The sequence below is a fragment of the Cricetibacter osteomyelitidis genome (assembly GCF_004340985.1).
Classification (GTDB): domain Bacteria; phylum Pseudomonadota; class Gammaproteobacteria; order Enterobacterales; family Pasteurellaceae; genus Cricetibacter; species Cricetibacter osteomyelitidis.
The window spans coordinates 24,834-30,980 of record NZ_SLYB01000030.1 but is presented as its reverse complement, the minus strand read 5'-3'; the positions used below and the strand labels follow the sequence as shown (position 1 = coordinate 30,980).

Annotated in this window: 5 protein-coding genes and 2 tRNA genes; 2 read left to right on the top strand and 5 right to left on the bottom strand. The window is 37.1% G+C overall.

Translation table 11 applies throughout. From position 1 onward, the window contains the following. Positions 1-207: 207 nt before the first annotated feature. From EDC44_RS10945 to sspA, 3 genes are all read right to left on the bottom strand, one after another. Complete coding sequence (locus tag EDC44_RS10945) at positions 208-1,398, bottom strand: amino acid aminotransferase (RefSeq protein WP_131978796.1); 1,191 nt, start codon at positions 1,396-1,398, stop codon at positions 208-210. Positions 1,399-1,595: 197 nt separating this feature from the next. Next, positions 1,596-2,048, bottom strand: a complete 453-nt coding sequence (locus EDC44_RS10940; protein ID WP_131978793.1) for a ClpXP protease specificity-enhancing factor — start codon at positions 2,046-2,048, stop codon at positions 1,596-1,598. Positions 2,049-2,063: 15 nt separating this feature from the next. After that, entirely contained in the window at positions 2,064-2,690 is a 627-nt protein-coding gene (sspA, locus tag EDC44_RS10935; RefSeq protein ID WP_131978790.1) for a stringent starvation protein SspA, read from the bottom strand. A gap of 190 nt (positions 2,691-2,880) precedes the next feature. On the opposite strand from sspA, the gene EDC44_RS10930 reads away from it, so the two are divergent. Then, positions 2,881-2,957 (top strand) — tRNA-Val (locus tag EDC44_RS10930). Positions 2,958-3,378: 421 nt separating this feature from the next. Here EDC44_RS10930 and EDC44_RS10925 read toward each other — a convergent pair. Both EDC44_RS10925 and ttcA read right to left on the bottom strand, forming a co-directional pair. Then, positions 3,379-3,465: transfer RNA gene (locus EDC44_RS10925), tRNA-Leu, on the bottom strand. A 231-nt stretch (positions 3,466-3,696) separates the two neighbouring features. Continuing rightward, positions 3,697-4,635 carry a tRNA 2-thiocytidine(32) synthetase TtcA gene (gene ttcA, locus EDC44_RS10920; RefSeq protein WP_131978787.1) on the bottom strand — a complete coding sequence of 313 codons (939 nt, stop codon included), beginning with the start codon at positions 4,633-4,635 and terminating at the stop codon, positions 3,697-3,699. 175 nt (positions 4,636-4,810) lie between these two features. On the opposite strand from ttcA, the gene mukF reads away from it, so the two are divergent. Beyond that, on the top strand, positions 4,811-6,136 hold the full coding sequence (gene mukF, locus EDC44_RS10915; protein ID WP_131978784.1) for a chromosome partition protein MukF: 1,326 nt from the start codon (positions 4,811-4,813) through the stop codon (positions 6,134-6,136). Positions 6,137-6,147 lie beyond the last annotated feature (11 nt).

Genomic DNA, 6,147 nt, shown 5'->3' with positions numbered 1-6,147 from the left:
GGACTATTTAGTGAATTAAAGCGAAGATTAATAAATCATAATGGTTTAAGTAAAAAGCATAAGATTATGTTTATAAAGGATTTTTTAAATAAAAATAGCTACTAATAACCTCTGAAAATAATTATTAGCAACTATTTTGTCCATTACACCACTTAATTTGATAAAAAAGGTGACATCAAAGCCACCCTATATAATACGAATACGGGTCTAAAGCACTTTTACAATGCTTTCACATAAATGACGAATATTATCTTCCGTAATACCGGCCACATTGATACGCCCTGAACGAACCGCATAAATCGCAAATTCATCTTTCAAACGATCAACTTGTTCAGGATTTAAACCGCTGAATGAGAACATGCCGTTTTGTTCAATGATAAAACCGAAATCTTGTTGTGCACCATATTCTTTCAATAATTTAACAAATAAATGACGCATTTGTTTGATACGTCCACGCATTTCCGTTAATTCGGCTTCCCATTCCGCACGTAATGCAGCATCTTTTAATACGATTGATACCGTTGCCGCACCGTGTGAAGCCGGGTTAGAATAAAGCGTACGAATAATGGCTTTCACCTGAGTTAATGCGGTTGCTGCAATATCAGCATTTTTAGCCACTAATGTGAAAGCACCGACACGTTCGTTATATAAACCGAAGTTTTTAGAGAATGAACTTGCAACTAATAATTCATCATGATTTGCGGCAAATGTACGTAAACCTACGGCATCTTCTTCTAATCCGTTAGCAAGACCTTGATATGCGAAGTCAAATAACGGCAGCCAGCCTTTTTCTTGAGACATTTGAGCTAAGGTTTTCCATTGTTCTGGAGTTGGATCGATTCCGGTAGGGTTATGGCAGCAACCATGTAGTAACACCACATCACCTTCGCCGGCGTTGCTTAAATCGGCAATTAAATTATCCCAGTCCAAGCATTTATTTTGTGCATCATAATAACAGTATTCACGAATAGTCATGCCTACTGCATTAAAAATAGCATTATGATTCGGCCAAGTCGGCATGCTGATCCACACGTTTTGTGCTTTAGTTTGACGTTTAATAAATTCTGCTGCAATACGCAATGCACCGGTACCACCTAAACTTTGTACGGTTTTAGCACGTCCCGTTTTTACGATTTCTGAGTCTGCACCAAATAATAATTCTTTAGTTGCCGCATTAAATTCGGCTACACCGTCAATAGATAAATAGTTTTTACTGGTTTCTAACTCATATAAACCAAATTCAGCTTTTTTTACCGCACTCATAATCGGTGTATTGCCTTTGGCATCTTTATATACCCCAATCCCCAAATTGATTTTATTCGGACGAGTTTCAGATTTGAATGCCTCACCTAAACCTAAAATAGGATCTGCCGGAGCTGGTTGAATATGATTAAACATAATGGATTCCTCTATTGTGTTTGATTTCGATGTTATCGAGAGAGTTATACTTATAAATAAGCATTTTGACAAGTTTTTTTGATATAGAATTAAATAAAATGATTTTATATTAAAAAATCGAGTAAATAACTTAAGTTTTTTTAGAAAATATCTATTTTCTGTTTAACTCTAAATAATTTACTCGATTTCAAGCTATTTTATTTAATTATACGCAAATGATTCGAAGCCGATTTTGTTTCCTCTTTTGGTGAAGTTTTTTTAGGTTTATCTACCGCACTTTCGAAATTTAACGGCTGCTCATTCGTATAATCATCTAATTCTTCATACGCGGCTTCCGGCTCGAACATTACGCCATCGCCGTTTTCTCTGGCATAAATTGCCAATGCAGCTCCCATAGGAATATAGATATCTTGCGGGATACCGCGAAAACGAGCATTAAATTGAATATGCTCATTACCGAGTAATAAATTACCTGTCGCACTGCTAGAGAGATTTAATACAATCTGACCATCTTTCACATATTCACGAGGAACTACCGTACCATAATAAGTCGCATCTACAACTAAATAAGGCGTCAGTTCATTCTCAACCAGCCAATCATAATAAGCTCTTAATAAATAAGGACGTTTTGGAGAAAGTTTATGTTCCATCACGAATTCTCCGAATTATTTTTCATCCATTAAGTTTTTAGGTACTTCATCGCCTAAAGACTGACTAAATGACTGGCGCTCAAATACACGAGTCATATAAGCTTTAAGTGCTTTGCTACCAGCACCGGTAAATTCAGTACCTAATAATTGCAATCGCCATAATAATGGAGCCAAATAGCAATCTACCAGGCTAAATTCCTCACTCATAAAATAAGGCGTTTGAGAAAAAATCGGTGCGATAGCTAAAATTTCTTCTTTTAAATCTTTCAACGCTTTTTTATCGCCCTGCTCTGCAGCTGCTAATGCAGGATACCAATCTTGCTCAATACGCATCATTAATAAACGGCTCTTACCACGGGCAACCGGGTAAACCGGCATTAATGGCGGATGCGGAAAACGCTCATCCAAATATTCCATAATAATACGGGAATTGAATAAAACTAAATCGCGATCAACCAAAGTCGGTAATGTACCATAAGGGTTCAGTTCCATCAAATCTTCTGATAGTGCTTGCGGATCAACGGCTTCCGTTTCATAAGCAACCCCTTTTTCAGCCAAAACAATGCGCACTTGATGACAATGAATGTCTGATTTGTCTGAAAAAAGAGTCATTATTGAACGTTTATTTGCTGCGGTTGTCATTTGTTCCTCCGACTACCATAATAAAATTTTTGATAAATATTTTCTGAATTGTTTATTTTACCACAAATTTTCCTCACTTTTCCAAGTCTTCTAGCGTTTTTTGTCTATATTTTTGTCAATTACGTTTTAAAAAGATAAATTTTTCTTGTATTGAGGAAAAAAAATTATATAATGACCGCACTTTTCAAATGCGACTATAGCTCAGTTGGTTAGAGCACCACCTTGACATGGTGGGGGTCACTGGTTCGAGTCCAGCTAGTCGCACCATCTACTCTTCATTTTCTTAAAATAAATATCAGAACAGGTCGTGCTTCAGTAGCTTTTTAGAAAAAGTGCGGTCAAAAAATTAAACATTTCAGTATAATAGACAAAATAGTTGCTATAAACTGGGTTAAAACCTTATAGTATAAGGCTTTCCCCCCTATTTTTGAAAATGAATAAAAAATAAATTAAATCCCGCAAATATTTAGTTTGATTATTCACAAGGAAAACAAACCTATAAAGAGCTCGCTATTAAATATAAATAATAGTTTAAGTAAAAAGCATAATATTATGTTTATTAAGGATTTTCTAAAATAAGAAGAATAGATGAAATTATATTGAAATAATAAAATCCCACATTTTTGTCCATTACACTATGGAAACTGAATGGATTGTTATATGCTTAGATAGATATGAGACTTATAAATGGTGCCAGTGGCCGGACTCGAACCGGCACGCTTTTAAGGGCGGCGGATTTTGAATCCGCTACGTCTACCAATTTCGTCACACTGGCATGTGGACTATATAAATTTTTTCTGCCTATGGCAAATGCAAAACTCTCAATACAGCTTATTTTAAACCAACTGCGTCTACCAATTTTGCCACCTTGGAACTATGATAAACATTACCAAGATTTGATGGGGTGCATTATACGGTTATCGACGCAAGTTGCAAGTATAAATTGAGTTAATTTTTTCGTTCGCTGTTATTTTCAACAACTTTAGGTCAAATTATCAATATTTCCTTATTTTACTTCTTTAAAACTAATCATTTCACCTGTAGCAAAATCTGTCCCGTCATCGTCATTATCAAATATTGGTGCTGTCGGTAGTTCTTCTTTATCAAAAGCGATATCACCGTCGATGCCTTCTAGAGTTTGTCCTCGTTGAATTGATTTAAAATCAAAGAGTTTGGGATCACATAAATGTGATGGTGTCACATTTTGTAATGCACTGAACATTGTTTCAACACGTCCCGGATATTGGCGATCCCAAGTTTGTAGCATTTCTTTTACCACTTGACGTTGCAGATTGGGTTGCGAACCGCAAAGATTGCACGGAATAATCGGAAATTGCTTAGCGATGGAATATTTCTCAATGTCTTTTTCTTTGCAATAAGCCAATGGGCGAATCACAATTTGTTTGCCGTCGTCACTGATTAATTTCGGCGGCATGGATTTTAATTTTCCGCCGTAGAACATATTTAAAAACAGTGTTTCTAGCATATCGTCGCGGTGATGACCTAGTGCGATTTTGGTCGCCCCTAATTCCGTTGCTGTGCGGTATAAAATACCACGGCGTAAACGAGAACAGAGTGAACAGGTGGTTTTACCTTCCGGAATTTTTTCTTTCACAATGCCGTAAGTATTTTCTTCTACGATTTTGTATTCAATGCCTAAACCGGATAAGTATTCCGGCAAGATATGTTCCGGAAATCCCGGTTGTTTTTGGTCTAAATTGACAGCTACAATGTCAAAATGAATGGGGGCATTTAGGCGTAAGTTTAATAAAATATCCAATAAAGTATAGCTGTCTTTTCCGCCGGATAAGCACACCATCACTTTATCACCTTCTTCAATCATATTGAAATCTGCAATGGCATTGCCCACATTACGGCGTAAACGTTTATGTAACTTATTGAAATTGTAAGTTTGTTTTTTATCTTGTAAAGTTTGTGCTGTCATAAATTATAAAATGCGTTGTATAAAATTGGTGCTTATGGTAAAGCCTAAATATGAAAATGCAATAAAAATTTTAGATCTGTTAGAAATCATAAAAATCTGTATAATAAACGATATTTTTTGATTGATTTTTACCGCTCAGAAATACTAAAGTGCGGTCGTTTTTGAGAATTTTTTAATGAGTGAAATTTCGCAGACAATTCCTGAACTGGTGTCTTGGGCAAGAGAACGGGAATTTTCTTTAACCTTATCTACCGAACGCTTGGCGTTTTTGCTGGCTATTGCTATTTATAATAATGAGCGGTTTGACGGTGAGATGATTGAAAGCGATTTGGTGGATATGTTCCGTCATGTATCCAACGCCTTTGAACAACCGGAAGAAACTATTATCCAGCGAGCTAACAATGCCATTAATGAATTGGTGAAACAGCGTTTTCTTAATCGCTTCAGTAGTGAATTTACCGAGGGATTGGCCATTTATCGTTTAACCCCGTTGGGTGTGGGCGTGTCCGATTATTATATTCGTCAGCGTGAATTTTCCGCGTTACGTTTATCGGTACAGCTTTCCATTGTGGCGGATGAAATTCACCGAGCCAGTGAATCGGCGGAAGAAGGCGGTGATGAATTTTTCTGGCGTCGCAACGTGTTTGCACCGCTTAAATATTCCGTCGCAGAAATTTTCGACAGCATTGATTTATCTCAACGGATTATGGACGAAAATCAGCAAAGCATTAAAAATGAGATTGCGGAACTGTTAACCAAAGATTGGCAAACAGCCATTGCAAGCTGTGAACGTTTATTAGATGAAACATCAGGTAACTTGCGCGAATTGCAAGATACGCTCAATGCCGCAGGCGATAAATTGCAAGAGCAATTGCTGCGTATTCAAGATTGCGTCATTGGCTGTGAAGATTTGTATTTTATCGATCAACTGATTGTGAATTTGCAATCTAAATTAGACCGTATTATCAGTTGGGGACAACAGGCTATTGATTTGTGGATTGGTTATGACCGCCATGTGCATAAATTTATCCGTACCGCCATTGATATGGATAAAAATCGCGTATTTTCTCAACGTTTACGCCGTTCTATTGCAGATTATTGGGAGGCTCCTTGGTTCTTATGGACAGCACAAGCAGAGCGTTTAGTGGATCTGCGCGATGAAGAATTAGCCTTGCGGGAAGAAGATGCTTTGGGTGAATTGCCGGAAGAATTGCAATATGAATCTTTATCCGATTTGCACGATCAAATTATCGAACATATGCAGATGTTGTTGATTCAATATCGTGAAAATAATCAGCCGATAGATTTAAGCCAAGTATTACGTGAACAGCTTGATAGCTTCCCGGTTTCCCGTCATTTCGATGTAGCTCGGATTATTGTAGATCAAGCAGTGCGTTTAGGCATGGCCAGTGCAGACTTTGACGGTACTTATCCGCAGTGGCAAAGCATCAACCAACGCGGTGCGGAAGTACAGGCTAATGTGATTAATGAATATAACTAACGGAAGAATAA